A 19,906-nucleotide genomic window follows, 5' to 3' on the forward strand; every position below is an offset into this window, starting at 1 on the left:
AAGGGATAAAAATGGGAAATTGGGCTTTTAACTGGGTGCAAATAGTGGCGCACAATAAAAAGCCGATTGCGTGGCGTTTAGGGTTGCTGTTCGCGGTTATCGGTTATGGCTTAGTGGATTTTGATTGGGCTGGATTGCAGGGGCTGCTACCTCAGCTGGTGATCGCATCTCTGGCGGTTACCGGGTTTTTGGCCTGGATAAGCGAATCTTTGAAGACGGCGCTATTACAGCTGCTCCTTTCGACCCTTGTCTTGCTGACGACCTTTGGAGTTATGGGCTGGCTGGAAATCGCGGTTCATCAGGCCTCGATACTGGCAGTATTGGCGGTCGTCATGATGGTCACCAGTAATCTGGTTCACGCACTCAATACCTTACTGCGCGAAATGGCCCGAGGTCTGTTTCAGTTCGATGCGGTAGCCGAAGCCCTGAAACTGAATTTTCAACCGATTTTTCTGTCCAATCTGACGACGGCGCTGGGTTTTCTCTTTGCCGGCTGGTTGAACCCGCAGATGATGGAAATGGGATGGATTGTCGCAATAGGCGCGCTGGTCAGTCTGTTTCTGACTATGACGCTGATGCCGATTTTGCTGCTGAGCTTCCTGCTTGAGTTCCGGGTCGGCAATACTGCCGACCGTCACGGTTTCCGTAATCTGCTTGAATGGCTGGAGAGCAAATTGCACTGGAGAAATACGCTTATTCTGCTTACGACACTGCTTACGGCAGTGCTGCTGTGGGCCAGTTATAAACCGTTGTTCAATCTGCCGATGTTGTTGTTACTGGTTGTTTTCGGCGCTTTGTTTCTGCTGTACTGGAAAAGTCCGCGCTTGGTATTTTTCGCTTTATGGCTGGCGATGACTGCATGGCTGATCAGTTTCCAGATCAATCAGCAGCTGGTCTTTCCGCTATTGGAGCAGCTGGCGTATTATGCCAAGAGCAGTGCATTTGACCTGGAACAGTCGATTACGGTTATTCTGATGTTGAGTCTGGGGTTGATTATCGATGATGCCGTGCATTTTTTCAGTCGTTACCATTATGCCCAGCAGGGCGTATTCCGTGACAGCCTGTCGGCGGTTAAATTTTCCATGGCCAGTGTCGCCAGACCTATATGGATCACTTCATGGCTGCTGGCAATAACCATGTTAATTTTAGTGTTTAATAGTAATCTGTTTATTGCGGCAGCAGCTTTATTAACACTGAGCAGTATTTTTGTTGTGACCTTTATGGTTTTGCTTTGGCTACCGCTGGTTTTGACAAAAAAACCTGAAATTACAAACGATTAACTGTACGTTTACAGAGACGTTGAATTTCAAACCCGAATTTGGATCAGAAATTAACTGTGTTGGCAATCTTGCGAATAAGTTTTATTTTTGATTTAAATAAGCAAAACTTGCTCTTTATCGAAAATTTTTATTTTCATTTTAATGAGCAATCCTGCACTATTTGGGAACGTTTTTGCAGGCTGTAAACAAGTTGTTACAGTCTATATAAATTCTTATAAGCATATAAATAAATATATTAATTGAGTTAATACAAAAAATAGAGGTGAGCATGGCAACAGTTGTTGTAGTTGGATCTAGCACCGGCGGTCTTCCAATGTCTTACGACATTCGTAAGCACTTGGATAAAGGGCATACCGTTAAAGTCGTTAACGCGGTCGACGAGTTTAACTTTGTACCTTCCAACCCTTGGGTTGCGGTAGGTTGGCGTAAACCGGAAGATATCTCATTCAAGCTGGAACCGCATCTTAACCGTAAAGGCATCGAATTCTATCATCAGACCTGTACGGCCCTTGATGCAGAAAATAATCAAATCACTCTGGACGACGGTAGCACAATGGATTATGACTACCTGATCCTGTCAACCGGACCTTCCCTGGCGTTCCATGAAGTTGAAGGTTTTGGTCCTAAGAGCCACGGCGGTAATACCGTTTCTGTTTGTACGACTCCGCACGCGGCGGAAGCTTACGAGCAGTGGGAAGAGTTCTGTAAAGATCCTGGCCCGATTATCGTTGGTGCGGTGCAAGGTGCATCCTGCTTCGGTCCGGCTTACGAGTTTGCCATGATTATGGAAACGGATCTGCGTAAGCGTAAAATCCGTAAAGACGTTCCTATGACATTCGTTACAGCAGAACCTTACATCGGACACCTGGGTCTTGGTGGTGTTGGTGATTCGAAAGGTTTGATGGAAAGCGAATTGCGTAACCGTCACATTAACTGGATCTGCAACGCCAAGACAACTAAGATCGAAGACGGCGTGATGTATGTTGACGAGCACGACATGCAGGGGAACGTTATCAAGCAGCACGAACTGCCTTTCAAATACTCTATGATGCTGCCGGCGTTTAAAGGATCTAAATTCCTGTGCGATTTGGTTGATGCCGATCCTGAGAAAATGGGTGGCCCTCTGGTTAACCCTCGCGGTTTCGTTAAAGTTGACCAGTTCAGCCGTAACCCGACTTACAAAAACATCTATGCACTGGGCGTTGGTATTGCCATTCCTCCGGTTGATACCACTTGTCCGGTACCTTGCGGTACACCGAAGACCGGTTTGATGATCGAATCGATGGTAACGGCGATCTGCCACAACATCGAAGCGAACATCGAAGGTAATGATGCACACGAAGAGCCAACTTGGAACACGGTCTGTCTGGCAGATATGGGTGATTCCGGTGCGGCGTTTGTTGCGCTGCCTCAGATCCCGCCTCGTAACCTGACTTGGGCCAAGAAAGGTAAGTGGGTACACTTGGCGAAGATCGCATTTGAGAAGTACTTTATCCGTAATATGAAAGCGGGTAACTCTGAGCCGATCTATCAGAAGTACATTATGAAAATGCTTGGAATCAATCGTCTGAAATCAGACAAGTAATTGTTTTCACAGCTCAAAAACGCCCCGTTAATCGGGGCGTTTTTTTTGGCTGCGAAAAAGTTGGCAAAGGCTTTGGCTGCGTCTGTTTACGTTCATCGGTTGTTTACTGCTACGCTGTAGTTGAAGGATTTGTTAAAAAATCCGCGTCAACGTATAGCAAACGATGTATTGTCTCCTGACCCTGGTTTATAATGAGCGCCATTATGAATCTTGTGCAAATTCTCTATTCTCTGGATCTCTTTGGAACCGTGGTGTTCGCCATCACCGGGTTGCTTGCTGCACGCCGCAAACAGCTTGATCTGTTTGGTGCGATCGTGATCGCGATGGTCACGGCGATCGGCGGCGGAACCTTGCGCGATCTGATTATCGGCGTACCGGTTTTCTGGACCCAGAACGATATCTATATTTATGTTGTAGTGATTTCGACTGTGGCGTTCTTTTTTCTGGCGCGCTATAAGCGCTTGCCGGTGAAGATGTTGCTGTTTATGGATGCGCTGGGATTGGCGGTTTTTACCGTAATCGGGACGCAAAAGGCGATGGAGCTCGGGTTCTCCGATCCGATTGCGATTATGACCGGGATTATGACGGGTGTCGTTGGCGGCGTCATCCGTGATGTGCTGGTCGGTGAAATTCCGCTGGTGTTGCGTAAGGAGATTTATGCGACCGCCTCATTTATCGGTGCCAGTCTGCTGTTACTGCTGCTTCATGTCGGTATTGAGCAGGATGTTGCAGTCATTACGGCCATTCTGCTGACAGTGGCTCTGCGGGTTTGGGCGATTATGCGAAAAATCGAGTTGCCTGTATTTATTTCCTATAAAGCACCGGAGTCTTCACCCAATCCGGTTTCCGAAGAAACGAACCTCAATCACGAAGATTCGCCCAAATAAAATCGAGACCCTATGTTAAAACTCCCTTTTGAGCTTTTTGTCGGATTACGCTATACGCGCGCCAAACGGCGCAATGGTTTTATCTCCTTTATTTCGTTTTCATCCATTATAGGCATCGCCTTGGGCGTTACGGCTTTGATCACGGTACTGTCGATAATGAATGGCTTTCAGGAAGAGTTGCGCGATCGCATTCTTGGCATGACGGCACATATGACCATCACCGAACAGCATGAGCATCTCAGCGATTGGCAGCCTCTGTATCATGAAGTCAAACAGCAGCCGGATATTCTCGGCGCAGCGCCGAATATTATGGAGCAGGGGATGCTGACCTATAACGGCAAAGTCAAAGGCGTTGCAATCCGCGGCATACTGCCGGTGTATGAAAACGAGGTCGGCGATATTGCGCAAAAAATGCGTTACGGCTCACTGGATGCGCTTAAGCCGGGACAGTTTTCTATTATCCTCGGTAAAGAGCTGGCGCTCAGCCTTGGCGTATCGATCGGCGATAAGGTTACTCTGATTGCGCCGCAGGGGTCGGTGTCAGCGGTCGGTATTATCCCGCGAATCAAACGCTTCACCATCGTCGGTTTTTTCGAAGCCGGCATGCATGAATATGACAGCGGTCTGGCGCTGATTCACCTTAAAGACGCGCAGACGCTGTTTAAATACGGTGACACGGTTTCCGGTTTACAGCTTAAGATCGATGACCTTTTCCGTGTCGGCGAAGTCAAGCAGGAGTTGGCTAACCACCTGCAGCAGACTTTATATGTTCGCGACTGGCGCCAGCAGCATCTGAATTTCTTCAAGGCCATTGAAATGGAAAAACGCATGATGTTTATTGTGCTGGCGCTGATTATTATGGTCGCGGCTTTTAATATTGTTTCGACCATGGTTATGGTAGTGACGGATAAACAGGCGGATATTGCCGTGTTACGCACGCTTGGTGCCACACCGAACAGTATCCAGTGGATTTTCATTATTCAGGGTCTGGTGATCGGACTTTTCGGTGCCATTCTCGGATTGCTCGGCGGCATCACTCTGGCCTCCAATATTGATGTGATTGTGCCGTTTATCGAAAACCTGCTCGGTTTTAAATTCTTCCCGCCGGATGTTTATTACATCAGTCAGGTGCCGTCGAAAATTATCTGGAGTGATGTCTATTCGGTCAGCGGCATCGCATTTATTCTGACCTTGCTGGCAACGCTGTATCCGGCACGAAAAGCAGCTAAGGTGCAACCGGCGGAGGCACTGCGATATGAGTAATTCTTATGTATTGGAAGCGAAAAATCTCGGCAAGACCTATCAGGAAGGGGTGATTGAAACCCAGGTATTCCGCAATATCGATTTCCGCCTTGCCGCGGGAGAAAAACTGGCGATTGTAGGTGCCTCCGGCTCCGGTAAAAGTACCTTGCTGCATCTGCTGGCCGGCCTGGATAATCCCAGTTCCGGCGAAGTCTTGCTGCTGGGAGACGTTTTTTCCGCCAAGAGCGAAGGGAAACGCGGCAAACTGCGCAATGCCAATATGGGCTTCGTCTATCAGTTTCACCACCTGCTTCCCGAGTTTACCGCGCTGGATAATGTGTTGATGCCGCTGCGCATCCGCCGCAGTAATCTAACCGAAGCTACAGCCAAGGCCACGGCTCTGTTGGAGCGTGTCGGACTGGGGCATCGTTTGACACATAAACCGGCGGAACTCTCCGGCGGCGAGCGTCAGCGAGTGGCTATTGCCAGAGCGCTGATCACCGATCCGGCGTGCATTCTAGCCGACGAACCGACCGGAAATCTGGATCAGGAGTCGGCCAAACAGGTATTTGAACTGCTACTGGAATTGAATCAGGAATTTCAAACGGCGGTGCTGATCGTGACGCACGATATGCAGTTGGCGAACCGTATGGATCGCATTTTACGTCTTAAGAACGGTGAACTGCATTCGGAAGACAGTACCGACAATCTTTCAGAGCATACGCCTGCATAATCCTGTATAAGCTTGACCACAGAAAAAACCGATAGCGATATGATCAATATACAAAACCTCTCTTTACGCGCCGGAATCAAACCTTTGTTAACTGGCGCCAATCTGGCGATCCATCCGGGACAGAAAATCGGTCTTGTCGGTCAGAACGGCGCCGGTAAAACCACGCTTTTTAAAGCGATTCTCGGTCAGGTAACGATTGACGGCGGGAACCTGAGCATCCCGGCAGACTGGATTATCGGTTATGTCGAGCAGGAAAGCGGCGAACTGGAACAGAAAGTTCTGCAGTATGTCAGTTTTGGCGATCAGTTGTACGCAGAGGCGATAGCGAATCGGGATGGGGCCGAAAAAACGGGAGACGAAGACGCCATCGTTCGCGCTTATGATCAGCTGGATAAGTTGCAGGGGTTTGCGGTCGAAAACCAGGCCAGACAACTGCTGTACGGTTTGGGTTTTGCTGAAAGCAGTTTTACACAATCTATCTCCGAGTTTTCCGGTGGTTGGCAGGTACGTCTTAAATTAGCGCGTGCGCTGATGCAACGTGCCGACCTGCTGCTCTTGGACGAACCGACCAACCATCTGGATATCGAAGCGGTTTCCTGGTTGAAGCAATGGTTGAAAAATTTTCCCGGTGCGGTACTGGTTATCTCGCATGACCGCGATTTCCTGGATCAGGTTGTGCAGGGAATCGCGCATATCGAGCAGCAGAAAATTACCTATTACAACGGTAATTTCGCCGCTTTCGAACGTCAGCGTAATGAGCGTCTGATGCAGCAGCAGGCGTTGCACGACAAGCAAAAGCAGCAGATGCAGCACCTGAAAACCTTTATCAGCCGTTTCAAGGCGAAAGCTTCCAAAGCCAAACAAGCGCAGAGCCGTGTCAAAGCGCTGGAGCGCATGGAGATGGTTGCGGCGGTGCAGGCGAGCAATCCGTTTCACTTCGAGTTTCCCGAGCCGAAGGTGCAGCCGGACCCGATGTTACAGATCGAACAATTGCGATTTTCCTATGCGGACAGGGCAATTATCGAGAATGCCGATCTGGTTCTGCGTGCCGGCGATCGTATCGGGCTGGTTGGGGTTAACGGTTCCGGTAAGACTACGCTGCTAAAACTGCTGGTCGGGGAATTGAAGCCGGCGAGCGGCAAAATCCAGATGGCCAGAGGGGTGAAAACCGGTTATTTTTCACAGCATCAGCTGGATACCCTGCGCCCGGAATGGAGTCCTCTGCAACACTTTCTGGCATTGGAAGAAGCACCTAGCGATCAGCAGGCCAGAGATTTTCTCGGCGGTTTCGGTTTCAGCAACGAGCAATGTCTGCAGCCGGTCGAACCTTTTTCCGGCGGTGAAAAGGCACGTCTGGCTATGGCTTTGATTGTCTTTCAACAGCCTAATCTGATTATTCTCGATGAGCCGACCAACCACCTGGATATGGAAACGCGTGACGCGCTGGAGATGGCGTTACAGGATTATAGCGGTGCTTTGTTGCTGGTATCGCACGATAAACACCTGCTGGCCTCGATCGCTGACCAGTATTGGTGGGTTCATCAAGGTCAGGTGGAACTGTTCCACGGAGATCTCGACGAATACCTCAACGAGCAGCTGAAGCGGATTCGTCAGCAGTCGGAAGAAGAGAAAAAAGCGCTAATATCGGCTGATTCCTCCACCGCAAAAACCACAAATAAAAAGCAGCAGCGGATACAGAACGCGCATCAACGCAAACAGCTGGACGCTCTGCTTAAGGCTGATCTGCAGTTAAGCCGTAAACTGGAAAAATCGCTTGAGAATACGCAGCAGGAATTGGATCGGTTGCATGCTTTGCTTGAAGACAGCAGTCTGTATGAAGCTGAAAACAAGGAAAAATTAACCGAGTGCTTGCAGGCGGAAGCCAAATGCAAACAGGATTTGGAAGATTTGGAAATGCAGTGGTTGGAAATTGAAGAGGTGATCCAGCAGAAGAAAACGGATTTTGAAGCGCAGTTGGCCGGATAATTCATGGATCGGAATTTCTAAGATGGATTGGCAAGATGCTTAAAAAATCCTGCCCAATAAAAAAGCGACCAATCTATAACAGAATGGTCGCTTTTTTTATGGCTGAGCCGGGCGTTTAGCGCATACCGGTAAAGTACAGGCTCAAGCGACTCGCAGTTTGGGTACTGATGTCGCCCATCAGTTGTTCGAAGAAGTTTTTCTCGACTTCGTAGTATCGGATATTCGGCTCTTCCATGATTTCGCGAGAAACCGAGCCCATATCGCCGATACCGTCGATCATGCCGTTTTTAACCGCTTCTTCTCCCAGCCAGACCAGACCGGTGTAGGTATTTTCGTTTTCCTTGATGCGATCACCGCGCCCGTCGCGTACGGCCTGAATAAACTGCTGGTGGGTTTTTTCCAGTACCTGACTTTGGAAGAACTTGCGACCTTCCTCGTCTTTCGGTGCAAATGGGTTGATGAAGGTCTTATGTTCGCCGGCATGCATGGAACGGTTTTCGATACCGAGTTTATCCATCAGGCCGGTAAAGCCAAACGAGTCCATTCTGACGCCGATCGAGCCGACCAGCGAGCCTTTGTTGGCGATGATTTTATCTGCCGCTACCGTTATGTAATAGCAGCCGGAGGCGCACATGTCTTCGACCACGGCGATAACCGGTTTCTGGTATATTTTCTTCAAGCGGGTGATTTCGTCATTGATCAATGCCGACTGCACCGGGCTGCCACCTGGCGAATTGGCCTTAATGACGACTGCTTTGGAAGCGGGATTGCTGAAGGCTTGCTGCAAAAGAGGAATCATCGTTTCGGCACTGACTTCACTTTGCGGCATAATAGCGCCTTCCAGACGGATCACGGCAATATGTTCTTGAGAGGCGCCAGCCTGTTTTAACTGTTCGGCGCTGCCCATATTGTCGATGGCAACATAGATAAAAAATACGACGTAAGCGGCAATGGCAAGTTTCAGAAGGTTGGCAAAGCGTCGGCTCCATCGCTCCTGTTTGACAAGCGATTCGACGGCGCCGGCCAGGCGGTCAAAATTCTTCATTTCGACTACCGGTGTCTGAGCGCCAGTCTGCTGTTGATTTTCTTGCGTGGCTTTGTTCGATTCTTGTTCCATTCCTGATCCTTTATAATAAGCAAGTTTGAGCATTTTACCCCGATATTGACTATGACCCAACAAAAGCCAGCCGAGCATCCTGACAAAACCCTTGAAAACCCGTCGCAGGAGCCTGCTATGGAACGAGATCGCGACGAGGTGTTTGATATTGACGATTTCCTAAAACACCTGACCGAGCGTCCGGGCGTTTACCGAATGCTCGATAAAGAGGGGCAGATTATCTATGTCGGCAAGGCAAAAAACCTTAAGCGCCGAGTCAGCAGTTACTTTAAAAAACGTCATGACGAAATTAAAACCGCCAAAATGGTCGAGCAGGTCGCACGCATTGAAGTCACGATCACCGAGACCGAAAGCGAGGCGTTTATCCTTGAAAATACACTGATTAAACGCCACAAACCGAAGTACAACATTCTTTTCAGGGATGACAAGTCTTATCCCTATATCTATGTTTCAACAGAAAAAAAATACCCGTCTCTAAGTTTTCATCGTGGTGCCAAGCGCCGAAAAGGAGAGTACTTCGGGCCTTTTCCCAACGCTTCCGCCGTGCACCATACATTGCATGCGTTACAGAAGATCTTCCCGGTTCGCCAGTGCGCGGAAAGAGTTTTTCAGCATCGTTCGCGGCCCTGTTTGCAATATCAGATTAAACGTTGCTCCGGCCCTTGTATCGAAGGATTGGTTACGGATGACGACTATCAGCGAGATGTCCGTCATACCATGATGTTTTTACAGGGAAAAAGTTTTGCCGTGGTTGAAGAACTCGGCGAGCAGATGCAGCAGGCTTCGATACAGATGGAATACGAGCAGGCGGCAATTTACCGTGATCGGATTTCCGCACTGCGTTCGATTCAGTCGCAGCATCTGATTAATCAGCCGGGGAACCGTGATATCGATGTTATCGCCGTTGCTTCTCAGGGCGATCTGGTCTGCCTGTGCCTGATGATGTATCGCGGCGGCAATTTGTGGGGCAGCGAAACTTTTTTCCCGAAAGTGGCCGCAGGCAGCGAGACGGAAGAGATCGTCGATGCCTTTATCGTACAGCATTATCAGTTACATCCGGCACCGCATACCATCCTGCTTGACCGCAAGCTGACGGAAGAAAAGGCGTTGCAGTCTTTGCTGCTGGAAAAATATCAGCGCAGAACCGGTTTCAAAGTCGCCAAAACGCAGACCGATAAAAGTTTATGGCAGTTGGCGCAGACCAATGCCGAAGCGGGCTTGAAACAGCAGATGACGCAAAAGAGCAATCAGTTACAGCGGCTTAAAGCGTTGCAGGAAGCGTTGGAATTGGCTCAGCCGCCGAAGCATATGGAGTGTTTCGATATCAGTCATACTCAAGGTAATTTAACGGTCGCCAGCTGTGTCGTTTTTAAAGACGGGGTACCGAGCAATAGCGATTACCGTAAATTCAACATTGAAGGCATTCAGCCCGGCGATGATTATGCGGCTATGTACCAGGTTTTACAGAGACGTTATTCGCGTCTTAAAAAAGAGGCGGACAGACTCCCGGATCTGGTGGTGATTGACGGAGGAAAAGGGCAGTTGAATCAGGCGATCGAAGTTTTGAAAGGATTGGAGCTGGATTTTCTGCCTTTGGTATCCGTAGCTAAGGGCGAAGGACGGAAAGCGGGGCTTGAGGTTTTGTATACGCCCTATAACAGCGATGGAATAGATCTGGCGGACGATGATGTCGCGTTGCATCTGATTAACCACATCCGTGACGAGGCGCATCGTTTCGCCATTACTTCGCACCGTAAGAAACGCGCCAAGGCGATGACACACTCACGCCTTGAGGATATTCAAGGGATCGGCCCTAAAACGCGGAAAAATCTGTTGTTGCATTTCGGTGGGCTGGGCGAAGTTAAGAATGCGGCGGTTTCGGAACTGCAAAAGGTAAAAGGGATCAGTAAAGATAAAGCGCAGACAATCTATGACTTTTTCCACGGGGAAGTCTGAAAAAGGCGGCAAGGTTTTGCGCTTTAATCCCCGATTTTTATCCAGATATGGTAGTATTGCCTCAGAATTTTATCTCGCTTGTAATTTACGCAAGCTTAAAGACATCCGCCTTTTCAACTCATTCAAAAAAAGACATAACAGATGAATCTGCAATCATTGCCAATGATGATGACATGGAGTCGTGTCGTACTTATTCCGGTTTTTCTAATTTGCTACTATGCCCCGATCGAAGATGCTCGTTTCTGGGCGGGACTGGCCTTTATGGTCGCGGCGATTACCGACTGGTTCGACGGCTATCTGGCCCGCAAACTGGGGTCTTCTAGTAAACTCGGCGCCTTTCTGGATCCGGTTGCCGACAAGCTGATTGTCGCAGCGGCTTTGATTGTGGTTGCCGCCGAATATCACGATAATCTGCTGGTTATCCTGTCGGCGGTTGTGATTATGATGCGTGAAGTGGCTATTTCCGCGCTGCGTGAATGGATGGCGGAAAATAACGCCCGCGATGTAGTTGCCGTATCCTATCTTGGGAAAATTAAAACTGCGTCGCAGTTGGCCGCTTTGACCTGGCTGTTATACGGCGGCGAACTATGGGGCGTTAACTGGGGCGAGCTTGGTTTCCCGATGTTGCATTTTGCAGCGGTTCTGACATTGATTACCTGGATTCAATATACCAAAGCGGCTTTACCGCAGATCATCGCCTCAACGAAATCATAGGTTTAGCTGATCTTGTTTCGGGGCAGGGGACTTAGACAAATCCGGAAAGCGAAACGGCTATGAAAAAAGTCGTAAAAACCGCTTGACCTTTTACGTCCAGACCCTATAATACGCCCCATCTAAGCGGGAATAGCTCAGCTGGTAGAGCGCAACCTTGCCAAGGTTGAGGTCGCGAGTTCGAACCTCGTTTCCCGCTCCAAAATATGGCGCGATGGCAGAGTGGCTATGCAGCGGATTGCAAATCCGTGGACCTCGGTTCGACTCCGGGTCGCGCCTCCATATTCTTAGTTTGCAGACTTCCAGTCTGCAAATTCTTCTCAGTAAATCGTGCCCCTTATACATGTTTTGCTGAACACCTGCCCAGGTGGCGAAATTGGTAGACGCAGGGGACTTAAAATCCCCCGGTAGAAATACCGTGCCGGTTCGATTCCGGCCCTGGGCACCATTTATACTTCTTTATTCTTCTCAAGTTTCCAAGCAGATACTCTGCGATTTTTTTCGTCTGTAACTCCCTAAGCATGTAACTCTGTCGATTACTTAATTCGGATGAAGAGTTCCTGTACTTGAATGCTAAACACGTTACGACTTTATTATTGGTTTGTATGGCTCTCAGCTCGTTTTGCTGATGAGATGGTAAGCAAAGTCGATCCAGCACAGTATCAACACCAGTCCTCCGAACAAGAAAGCCTTTCTGCGTTTTGCCAGATTATTTGCGCCAAGGTGCACTGTCGTATGCCAGAGCCGGGATACAACAAACAGCCAGCCGAGAACAAGTTGCAGCGGATCGAGACTCTGCGTGACATACACTGAAAGTACCAGAAGATAGAACAGGATCGGCAATTCGAATAGGTTTTGATAGTGTTGTTCGGTTTGCGTCAGCGTATCCGGTAATTTCCCTCCGCGATTATGAAGAAAATAGCGCGGGTTTAAACCCTCATGTGCAACTGCTTTGAAGCGTAAAAAGAGCATTCTTAAGCCGGTGTAAAAAGTTAATCCAAGCATGACCAGCATAGGATAAAAGATAAGATGCTGTTGCAAAATAGACTCCTTTAAGACCTTGTTAGTGGTTGTGATTTATCATAATTCTGCTAACAATATGTTCAAGAACATATTTTGGGGGAATGGCAATGGCATGGCCGCAGATGCAAAAGGCGAACACCAGAAAGCAGATTCTTGAATGTGCCGCCCAGCTTTTCAGTGAAAAAGGTTTTGACCGGGTCTCCATTGACGATGTGATGCGTAATGCGGGTCTTACCAGAGGCGGGTTTTATGCTCATTTTCATTCTAAAGAAGCTCTGTACGCAGAAGCGATTAAGATGGCTGCACAGCGAAGTGTGGCGGCAAAATTACCCGAAGCGTCGCTGACGGATACAGAAAAATTGCACTTTCTGCTGAGTAAATACCTCAATGTTATGCATCTGTCTGCCGATGAACCGTCTTGCCCGTTGGCCTTTATGGCGACGGATGTTGCGCATCAGAATGATGAAGTGCGCGATGTTTACACCAGGATTTACAAGCGGCTGGTTGTTTTTATCGCAAAACTGATGGGAGAGTCTGCAGACAGTGATCGGGTCTTAGCCTTGACGGCTATGATGATCGGCGGTGTGGCGGTGGCAAATTCACTGCAGGACGAGAAAATGGTAACGAAGCTGTTAGCGGCGTGCCGCAAGTTCGGGGATGAGTTGATTCAGGATGAAAAAGGTTAGCATCGTCGATGCATAGTCGGCCTTAGGAGGCCAAGTCAGATTCGACAGCAGTTAATGGCTTGGTTTACGGTTGTATTGCCGTATATAACCGACGATTTCCGAGTAGGGCTGCGGCTTTGAGAACAGATAGCCCTGGTAGAGATGACAGCCCATCTTTTCCAGAATGTGTTTGTGTTCTTCGCTTTCTACGCCTTCGGCAACAATGTCCAGACCCAGTTCGTTGGCGAGTGCGATGGTATTTTTCGTCAGTACCGCAGCGCTTTTGTCTTCGAGAATTTCAAACACAAAGGATTTATCGATTTTAACCTGGGAGAAAGGCAGGTTTTTCAAACTCAGCAGCGACGAGAAGCCGGTACCGAAATCATCCAGTGCAAACTGAATTCCTTTGTTAATAAACATTTTCATCAGTTTTTCTGCGGTCATGGCATTTGAGATAACCATGCTTTCGGTTAATTCGAATTTAAGCAATCCTTGCGGAATATGATAATTCTGCAGCAGGCCGGAGACTCGATTGTAGAATTCGTCCTGATAGAGCTGTTTGGCGCTGACGTTGACCGAAATCGGAATGCCGCTCAACACTGTCGACGCCTGCCATTTTTCAATGGTATGGCAGGCTTCCTCTATGACCCAGAGTCCGAGTTCTTCGATGAAACCGCTGTCTTCGGCAAGCGGAATAAAGTCATCCGGGAACAGCAGTCCGTATTGCGGATGGTTCCAGCGAATCAGCGCTTCAACGCCTTTAACTTGCTTGCTGCGATCGTGTTGAGGTTGGTAATACAGGGTGAATTCGCGATTTAACAGGGCGGTTTTGAAACGGGTCTGCAAATCTCTGCGACGACTGAATTTTTCCAGCAGGGTTTTAGTCAGAAATTGAACCTGATTGTGGCCATGCTGTTTCGCTTCATGGGTGGTGCTTTCCGCACTTAGAAGAATGTTATCGACCGTGGTTAAGCCGTTGTTGCCGAAGGTCAGGGCTCCAATGGATAGGCCGATATGATATTCTTCCTGATTGATTTTGATCGCCTTACTGGTCAATTGCAGTAATTTCGCGCTAAGATCACGAAGTTTCTGTTCAATTTCCTCGTCGCTGCCGATATCCAGTAGCAATATACCAAAACGGTCGCTGCCGAAACGGGCAAGAACTTCGTTGGCCTGTAATAGCGACTTCAGTTTTGCGGAAAAGATTTTCAGCAGCTGGTTGCCGAGCTCGAATCCTTCAATGTCGTTGATGAACTTAAAGCGGTTGATATTGATATACAGAAGACCGCCGCTCTTTTCCGAGCACAGAGCGCTTTTCAGATTCGCTTCCAGATAGTTCTCAAACAGGCTGCGGTTGACCAGTCCGGTAAGCGAGTCATAGGAAGATAGAAGTTTGATTTTTTCCTGGTCTTTTTTATGTCCGGTGACATCGTAGAAAGAACCGACAAAAAAGCGGATCTTGTGGAAGTTGTCTTCGACAACGCTGATGGTCAGATTCTCACAGTATTCCTCGCCGTTTTTCTTGCGGTTCCAGATCTCTCCCTGCCATTTACGCTTACTTAGAAGTTCGTCCCACATTGCGCTGTAGAATGCTTTGTCCTGCCTGCCGGAGCTTAAAAGCGACGGCGATTTTCCGATGACTTCTTCCTCTTTATAGCCGGTTAAACGGGTGAATTCGGAATTCACTTTACAGATTTTGCCTTTAGCGTTGGTGATCAGCATCGCGGTTTTGGCGTCAAAAACGTTGGCAGCGATTAATCGTGATTGAATGTTGCGTATTAAAATCAGACCGATAATACTCAGGAAGAGAAAAATCAGCGTAGTGAGTGCAATATTGAGCAGTAAATCGTTCTTTAAGCGGTCCAGCAGAGGCGCTGATGAACGAGCTACCACATAACCGAAGAAATGATTGGAGAGATCGTTGATCGGTGTAAACGTAATCGTATAGGAATGGCCTTGCAGATTTTGAGTTTCAATAAATTTCTGTTTAGTGTCGAGTTTTTCGAGAAGATTGCCGTTGGCCGAAATGCTCTCCAGTGAGGATAGAAAAACCGCGGACAGCGGCGCCTTATCGAAAAAATATTCGCGGTTCGGGTCTTCCAGGTACCAGCCCGGAGCGAAATCTAAACTCTTGTAACTGTCCTTAAAGTCCTCAAGCAGCATGTTTTTTAAGCCCGGAGTCAGCAGAAATGCGAGCTCTTGCGAGGCATCCAGTGCGTTAAAGTTTTTCTTGATCTGTTCGAGTTTGGTGCTGAGTTCGAAAGCGCCAATATGGTGTCCATGGATGAACAGCGGTTGCACATAGCGATAGCCGGATACCACTTTGCCGAGTTCGAAACCGGAAACCACTTTTTTATAGGTGTTGACCAGACGATATGAGTTACGGACTTCATTGAGGTTGTCTCCGAAGTGCTCCGGGGCGTGCATCCGTAAAAAACTGGTGCCGTCAGGCAAAACGAAGTGTAGCTGATGGATACCGGTTTCACGCAATTTTTCATAATAAGGCTGCATCAGATCGTACAGTTGTCTGCGCAAAACTGCGCGCTGAGGATGATCTGCTTGTGAGGCACGATTAATAATGGAGAGGATTTGCGGATTTTCGGAGATAAACGTTGCGCTGGGCTTGTCGTGATCGATCAGAATGGCAGCTTTCCACAATTCGTCGAATTTAAACCATTTATCCTCAATAAGGTGTTCTTGATGAGCGGTATTGCGCTCGAGAATATAGAGTATTGAGGTCAGATAACCGACACCTAAAACGAGTGCAAGCAGCGACTTGAGCATTTTAGTATTGGTTAAGAGCACTCTTTCTCCAAAGTTTGATTTTACGGTGGTTTGAATTGTGGAAAAGGGCTTTATCGGAGCGAATCAATCGCGAGCAGCGATATAAGCCTAATATTTATGTGGATTCTACAGATAAATTGCTTTTATCTGTACAGTAAAAAAAATAACGCTTGTTAGTCGTTTATTCAATAAAGCAACGCGATTCGCAGTTGGTTGAAAATGGACAACGTTAATTGAAGGTAAAGACGCGGTCTACACCGCGTTTTGACAAATGGGGGTAGAGAGATAGGTAAACCAGTTTCTGATTAGTGCTGTCGATCCAGACGTTCAATCGGGAAAAGCGCATCGAATGCGGCGCCAAGCCCGTAAACGAAAACAAAAATCAGTACAAACACAATCAGAATCGAGCGAGCAGTTTTGTTGTCGATAAATTTTGCTTTCCAGTTTTCGCTTTTGACCAGCGGCCAGATAAAGTAGAGAAATATAAGCAGTGCAAAAATCTGCAGAGCAATCAGAAAATACTGTACGCCAGCCGGTAGGTCATTTTCCTGCACGAGAATTCCTTTTTATTTAACCAACAGATTGATCATGATCTGATAATAGATGTCGGTCAGTTTATTCAGATCTGACACGCTGACGCATTCATTCACTTTGTGAATAGTGTCGTTTAAGGGCCCCAGTTCGATCGTTTGAGCGCCGGTCGGCGCGATAAAACGTCCATCGGAGGTTCCGCCGCCGGTCGACAGCTCCGGTTCGTAGCCGACAATCGAATGACACGCCTGTTTAACGGCTTGAATGAGTTCACCGTCTCCCTCGGTGATAAACGGGTTGCCGGAAAGATTCCATTCAAGGTCGTAGTCCAGATTGTGATGGTCGAGCACAGCCTGCACGCTTTGCTGTAGCGCTTCTGCGGTATGTTCGGTCGAGAAGCGGAAATTAAACAGGACTTCAATTTCTCCCGGAATAACGTTGGTGACGCCAGTTCCTGCATGGATGTTGGAAACCTGAAAAGAGGTCGGCGGGAAATATTCGTTGCCGTGATCCCAGTTAATGTTAACCAGTTGCTCCAGCGCCGGCGCCAGATTATGAATCGGGTTGTCAGCAAGATCCGGATAGGCGATATGTCCCTGAATGCCTTTTACGATCAGCTTGCCGTTCAAGGATCCGCGGCGTCCGTTTTTGATTGAATCGGCCAGTTTTTTAGAGCTGGAAGGTTCGCCAACCAGGCAGTATTCGAATTTTTCGTTACGCGCTTCGAGCGTTTCGATCACTTTTACCGTACCGTCAACCGCCGGGCCTTCTTCGTCACTGGTGATCAGAAAGGCGATTGATCCTCTGTGCTCAGGGTAGGATTCGACAAAGCGTTTGCTTGCCGCCATAAAACAGGCGATGGAGCTCTTCATGTCGGCTGCGCCGCGACCGTACAGCATATCACCTTCGATATGGGCTGAAAACGGCGGGAATGTCCAGGCGTCCAGCGGCCCGGTCGGTACGACATCGGTATGACCGGCAAAGACCAGGCAAGGGCTTTCGTTACCGCGGCGAGACCAGAGATTCGTGACTTCCCCAAAAGGCATGGATTCGTTTTTGAATCCCAGAGGCTCAAGGTAGTCTGCAATCATCTGCTGACAGCCTTTATCATCTGGGGTTACGGAATCAACTTGAATTAATGCTTGGGCCAGGTCAATGGTTTCGCTCATGACTCTCTCATTTGGTAGTGTTTTTTTGAAGAAATTTTATTTTAGGCATTGAAGGCGTTTTTGAGAAGCATAACGCACAGATGCTGTACGGTTTAATGTTTTATATCAACTGTTTGTATTCAGCTTCTTTAAAACCGATTAGCAGGGCGTCGCCTTTCTCAAGTACCGGGCGCTTGATCAAGGTCGGCTGCTGCAGAATGATTTCCAATGCTTGCGGCGAGTTTTCCAGCAGAGCGGCTTTTTGCTGTTCGTCAAGATTGCGCCAGCTGGTACTGCGTTTATTGATTAGGTCGGTAAGTGTGACCTTTTGCAGCCATGCATTGACCTGCTCTGTCTCCAGTCCGTCCTTACGAAAGTCATGAAACTGATAGGGGACGTTCTGTGAGTCTAGGAACTTGCGGGCTTTTTTAATCGTGTCGCAATTGGCGATGCCGTACATTGTCGTCATTGGAATGGCTTCTCCGTTTTGATCCGTTAAAGTCGGGCAATTATACGGCTTTATGATTCGTTGTGAAAAATACTCTGTTGAAATAGTCGCTTAAAATTCTGTGCACCATAACTTTGACTTGTGCCTGGCGAAATTACCGGTTTGATTTTTGTATCTCTACGGCCGACAGGTTATACTCTCGGGTTTATCTGTTGTTAACCTTGTAAAGAGATTTGAATTATGACAATCAAGCGAATTGGACACCGTTATAGCGATGCAAAAACCGGCGTTACATTGGATGTGTGGTTTCCGCGCTCTAATAAAGAGATTGCGCGTAACTGTTTGGCTCTTAAGGCGGGCATTATCAAAAGCGATTTTGTTACCGTAGAGATCGAATCAGTCGACGATGCGCCAAAATCTGCTGAAGAAGCGTATCTTCGTCTTCACCTGCTATCTGAATGTGCCTATAAGCCGCATGACATCAACCTGGACGGTGTTTTCGGCCTGTTGACCAATGTCGCTTGGACCAATGCCGGTCCTGTTTTGCCGTCGGAAGTTGAAAACCTGCGTGAAGCGATCCAGGAAGAAATGCTTCAGTTGACTGTGACTTCGATCGATAAATTCCCGCGTATGGTTGATTACGTGATACCGGAAGGTGTTCGTATCGGTGATGCCGACCGTGTTCGTCTTGGGGCTCACCTTGCACCGGGAACAACGATCATGCATGAAGGGTTTGTTAACTTCAATGCCGGTACTTTGGGGCAGTCAATGGTTGAAGGCCGAATTTCTGCCGGTGTTGTGGTGGACGATCATACCGATATCGGTGGTGGTGCATCGATTATGGGAACGCTTTCCGGTGGCGGTAAGCAGGTAATCTCTATGGGGCAGCGCAACCTGTTGGGTGCAAATGCCGGTCTGGGTATTTCCCTGGGTGACGACTGTATTGTGGAATCCGGATTGTATCTGACCGCGGGTACCAAGGTTCAGATGCCTGATGGTTCTGTTGTTTCTGCTCGCGAACTGTCTGGACAATCGAAACTGTTGTTCCGTCGTCACAGCCAAACCGGTCAGGTACAGGCAATCGTAACCGACGGTACTCTATGGGGTGGACTAAATAGCGTTCTGCACAGTAACGACTGATTTATCCCCGCTTGTCGTCCGGCCGTTCCGGCTGGGCGTATAAGGCGTCAGGCTTCTCCTGCGCCTTTTCCCAACTTTATTTCTTAACGTATTGCACGTTTTTTCCAGATATCTCATTGATGTTGTCAGTCAGTGTCTTTTAGCAGGCGCTTGCGCTGATATAATGCGTTGGATTTTTAATTTAATAGTGAAGGGTCGTATGTCAGCTGTATTCGGAATGGATCATATTAGCCTTTTGGTGCAGGATGCGGACAAAGCCGCAACTTTTTATCAGAATATTCTTGGCCTTACTGTGCTTGAACGCCCGAACCTTGGTTTTCCCGGTTTCTGGTTGGATTTTGGGGCAGGACAGTCACTGCACCTGTTGCAGGTAAGTCGAGAGCATGTTCTCAATGATCGGCTCCCGGAGCATGGCGGGCGTGATTTTCATTTTGCCCTGCGGGTCAGAGAACTGGAGAGTTTTGTCGATAAGCTGGAACAGGCGGGAATCGCTTATACGAAAAGCCGTTCCGGAAGAAAAGCGTTGTTTTTCAGGGATTTGGACGGCAATGCAATTGAATTGACTCAGGTTGATTGATTTGCAGAATTGATTTGCAATTTAGCCGGTACACTTGCTCTGGCAGAGAGTGGAATCGGCTATGTCTCCCGTGGTTGCAGAGATTAAATGGCC

The 19,906-nt window shown here is 48.2% G+C and carries 17 protein-coding genes and 3 tRNA genes; 14 read left to right on the plus strand and 6 right to left on the minus strand.

Annotated elements, in window-relative coordinates:
- The first annotated feature begins 11 nt into the window (after positions 1-11).
- From J3999_RS10625 to J3999_RS10650, 6 genes are all read left to right on the plus strand, one after another.
- Positions 12-1,280, plus strand: coding sequence for a hypothetical protein (locus J3999_RS10625; RefSeq protein WP_208127881.1), 1,269 nt, complete (start codon positions 12-14; stop codon positions 1,278-1,280).
- 268 nt (positions 1,281-1,548) lie between these two features.
- On the plus strand, positions 1,549-2,865 hold the full coding sequence (locus J3999_RS10630) for an NAD(P)/FAD-dependent oxidoreductase (protein ID WP_208127882.1): 1,317 nt from the start codon (positions 1,549-1,551) through the stop codon (positions 2,863-2,865).
- Positions 2,866-3,068: 203 nt separating this feature from the next.
- A complete protein-coding gene (locus tag J3999_RS10635) occupies positions 3,069-3,752 on the plus strand; it encodes a trimeric intracellular cation channel family protein (protein WP_208127883.1) in 684 nt (227 codons plus the stop codon).
- 12 nt (positions 3,753-3,764) lie between these two features.
- Positions 3,765-5,015, plus strand: coding sequence for a lipoprotein-releasing ABC transporter permease subunit (locus J3999_RS10640; protein WP_208127884.1), 1,251 nt, complete (start codon positions 3,765-3,767; stop codon positions 5,013-5,015).
- Positions 5,008-5,727 carry a lipoprotein-releasing ABC transporter ATP-binding protein LolD gene (gene lolD, locus J3999_RS10645; RefSeq protein ID WP_208127885.1) on the plus strand — a complete coding sequence of 240 codons (720 nt, stop codon included), beginning with the start codon at positions 5,008-5,010 and terminating at the stop codon, positions 5,725-5,727. Before J3999_RS10640 ends, lolD begins: the two co-directional genes overlap by 8 nt.
- A 39-nt stretch (positions 5,728-5,766) precedes the next feature.
- Entirely contained in the window at positions 5,767-7,713 is a 1,947-nt protein-coding gene (locus J3999_RS10650; protein ID WP_208127886.1) for an ABC-F family ATP-binding cassette domain-containing protein, read from the plus strand.
- A 115-nt stretch (positions 7,714-7,828) separates the two neighbouring features.
- On the opposite strand, the gene sppA is transcribed toward J3999_RS10650, so the two are convergent.
- Positions 7,829-8,830, minus strand: coding sequence for a signal peptide peptidase SppA (gene sppA, locus J3999_RS10655; RefSeq protein WP_208127887.1), 1,002 nt, complete (start codon positions 8,828-8,830; stop codon positions 7,829-7,831).
- Positions 8,831-8,947: 117 nt separating this feature from the next.
- Between sppA and uvrC the strand changes: the two genes are divergently transcribed.
- From uvrC to J3999_RS10680, 5 genes are all read left to right on the plus strand, one after another.
- Positions 8,948-10,786 carry an excinuclease ABC subunit UvrC gene (gene uvrC / locus J3999_RS10660; RefSeq protein ID WP_208127888.1) on the plus strand — a complete coding sequence of 613 codons (1,839 nt, stop codon included), beginning with the start codon at positions 8,948-8,950 and terminating at the stop codon, positions 10,784-10,786.
- A 141-nt stretch (positions 10,787-10,927) separates the two neighbouring features.
- Entirely contained in the window at positions 10,928-11,500 is a 573-nt protein-coding gene (gene pgsA / locus J3999_RS10665) for a CDP-diacylglycerol--glycerol-3-phosphate 3-phosphatidyltransferase (protein ID WP_208127889.1), read from the plus strand.
- 123 nt (positions 11,501-11,623) lie between these two features.
- Positions 11,624-11,699, plus strand: a tRNA-Gly gene (locus tag J3999_RS10670).
- A 6-nt stretch (positions 11,700-11,705) separates the two neighbouring features.
- Positions 11,706-11,779, plus strand: a tRNA-Cys gene (locus J3999_RS10675).
- A 79-nt stretch (positions 11,780-11,858) separates the two neighbouring features.
- Positions 11,859-11,945, plus strand: a tRNA-Leu gene (locus J3999_RS10680).
- A gap of 164 nt (positions 11,946-12,109) precedes the next feature.
- On the opposite strand, the gene J3999_RS10685 is transcribed toward J3999_RS10680, so the two are convergent.
- Entirely contained in the window at positions 12,110-12,538 is a 429-nt protein-coding gene (locus J3999_RS10685; protein WP_208127890.1) for an MAPEG family protein, read from the minus strand.
- 89 nt (positions 12,539-12,627) lie between these two features.
- Here J3999_RS10685 and J3999_RS10690 point away from each other — a divergent pair, with 89 nt between their 5' ends.
- Positions 12,628-13,206, plus strand: a complete 579-nt coding sequence (locus J3999_RS10690) for a TetR/AcrR family transcriptional regulator (protein WP_208127891.1) — start codon at positions 12,628-12,630, stop codon at positions 13,204-13,206.
- A 51-nt stretch (positions 13,207-13,257) separates the two neighbouring features.
- Here J3999_RS10690 and J3999_RS10695 read toward each other — a convergent pair whose 3' ends face one another.
- The 4 genes from J3999_RS10695 to J3999_RS10710 form a co-directional block, all read right to left on the minus strand.
- Positions 13,258-15,990, minus strand: a complete 2,733-nt coding sequence (locus J3999_RS10695; RefSeq protein WP_208127892.1) for an EAL domain-containing protein — start codon at positions 15,988-15,990, stop codon at positions 13,258-13,260.
- Positions 15,991-16,274: 284 nt separating this feature from the next.
- On the minus strand, positions 16,275-16,523 hold the full coding sequence (locus tag J3999_RS10700) for a hypothetical protein (RefSeq protein ID WP_371811883.1): 249 nt from the start codon (positions 16,521-16,523) through the stop codon (positions 16,275-16,277).
- 12 nt (positions 16,524-16,535) lie between these two features.
- Positions 16,536-17,669 (minus strand): succinyl-diaminopimelate desuccinylase, encoded by a 1,134-nt coding sequence (dapE, locus tag J3999_RS10705; RefSeq protein WP_208127893.1) that lies wholly within the window; start codon positions 17,667-17,669, stop codon positions 16,536-16,538.
- A 100-nt stretch (positions 17,670-17,769) separates the two neighbouring features.
- Positions 17,770-18,117, minus strand: a complete 348-nt coding sequence (locus J3999_RS10710; protein WP_208127894.1) for an ArsC family reductase — start codon at positions 18,115-18,117, stop codon at positions 17,770-17,772.
- Between the two features lie 219 nt (positions 18,118-18,336).
- Here J3999_RS10710 and J3999_RS10715 point away from each other — a divergent pair, with 219 nt between their 5' ends.
- Together J3999_RS10715 and J3999_RS10720 are read left to right on the plus strand one after the other, a co-directional pair.
- Positions 18,337-19,236, plus strand: a complete 900-nt coding sequence (locus tag J3999_RS10715; protein ID WP_208127895.1) for a DapH/DapD/GlmU-related protein — start codon at positions 18,337-18,339, stop codon at positions 19,234-19,236.
- A gap of 217 nt (positions 19,237-19,453) precedes the next feature.
- Positions 19,454-19,813, plus strand: a complete 360-nt coding sequence (locus J3999_RS10720) for a VOC family protein (protein ID WP_243755456.1) — start codon at positions 19,454-19,456, stop codon at positions 19,811-19,813.
- Positions 19,814-19,906 lie beyond the last annotated feature (93 nt).

Source organism: Thiomicrorhabdus sp. 6S3-12 (assembly GCF_017571475.1).
GTDB lineage: Bacteria > Pseudomonadota > Gammaproteobacteria > Thiomicrospirales > Thiomicrospiraceae > Thiomicrorhabdus.

What these genes read in the sequence shown, in the direction of transcription:
- J3999_RS10625 (WP_208127881.1), top strand. Translation starts at nt 12, where the DNA reads ATGGGAAATTGGGCTTTTAACTGGGTGCAAATAGTGGCGCACAATAAA.
- J3999_RS10630 (WP_208127882.1), top strand. Translation starts at nt 1,549, where the DNA reads ATGGCAACAGTTGTTGTAGTTGGATCTAGCACCGGCGGTCTTCCAATG.
- J3999_RS10635 (WP_208127883.1), top strand. Translation starts at nt 3,069, where the DNA reads ATGAATCTTGTGCAAATTCTCTATTCTCTGGATCTCTTTGGAACCGTG.
- J3999_RS10640 (WP_208127884.1), top strand. Translation starts at nt 3,765, where the DNA reads ATGTTAAAACTCCCTTTTGAGCTTTTTGTCGGATTACGCTATACGCGC.
- lolD (WP_208127885.1), top strand. Translation starts at nt 5,008, where the DNA reads ATGAGTAATTCTTATGTATTGGAAGCGAAAAATCTCGGCAAGACCTAT.
- J3999_RS10650 (WP_208127886.1), top strand. Translation starts at nt 5,767, where the DNA reads ATGATCAATATACAAAACCTCTCTTTACGCGCCGGAATCAAACCTTTG.
- sppA (WP_208127887.1), bottom strand. Translation starts at nt 8,830, where the DNA reads ATGGAACAAGAATCGAACAAAGCCACGCAAGAAAATCAACAGCAGACT.
- uvrC (WP_208127888.1), top strand. Translation starts at nt 8,948, where the DNA reads ATGGAACGAGATCGCGACGAGGTGTTTGATATTGACGATTTCCTAAAA.
- pgsA (WP_208127889.1), top strand. Translation starts at nt 10,928, where the DNA reads ATGAATCTGCAATCATTGCCAATGATGATGACATGGAGTCGTGTCGTA.
- J3999_RS10690 (WP_208127891.1), top strand. Translation starts at nt 12,628, where the DNA reads ATGGCATGGCCGCAGATGCAAAAGGCGAACACCAGAAAGCAGATTCTT.
- dapE (WP_208127893.1), bottom strand. Translation starts at nt 17,669, where the DNA reads ATGAGCGAAACCATTGACCTGGCCCAAGCATTAATTCAAGTTGATTCC.
- J3999_RS10710 (WP_208127894.1), bottom strand. Translation starts at nt 18,117, where the DNA reads ATGACGACAATGTACGGCATCGCCAATTGCGACACGATTAAAAAAGCC.
- J3999_RS10715 (WP_208127895.1), top strand. Translation starts at nt 18,337, where the DNA reads ATGACAATCAAGCGAATTGGACACCGTTATAGCGATGCAAAAACCGGC.
- J3999_RS10720 (WP_243755456.1), top strand. Translation starts at nt 19,454, where the DNA reads ATGGATCATATTAGCCTTTTGGTGCAGGATGCGGACAAAGCCGCAACT.